We start from the raw sequence: 253 nt of genomic DNA, 5'->3' as shown, positions 1-253 counted from the left end.
AGATAGCTAGCTCAAGAGTAGCATCTAATATCGCAGCTAGAGCTGGCGTATCCATACTTTCTCGTATTGCCGCAGGTACAGCAACTGGAGCAGCTATAGGCTCGAGCTTTCCTATTGTTGGGACAGTGGTGGGTGCAGTAGTGGGAACACTTGTAGCAGGTTTTTTTAATGACTTAATTTTTGGCGATGAAGATGAGGAATTAAAAAAACAAGAAGCCAAAGAGAAATATTTAGAGGAAAAATTAGATGAAAA

General features: G+C 40.7%; 1 pseudogene. It reads left to right on the top strand.

What is annotated here, in order from left to right:
- Nucleotides 1–253, top strand: a pseudogene (locus ELQ12_RS10330) (hypothetical protein); the annotation flags it as partial.

It is taken from the genome of Campylobacter sp. US25a (assembly GCF_004379075.1).
GTDB classification, from domain to species: Bacteria; Campylobacterota; Campylobacteria; order Campylobacterales; family Campylobacteraceae; genus Campylobacter_D; species Campylobacter_D jejuni.
This window is presented reverse-complemented; position numbering and strand designations above follow the sequence as displayed.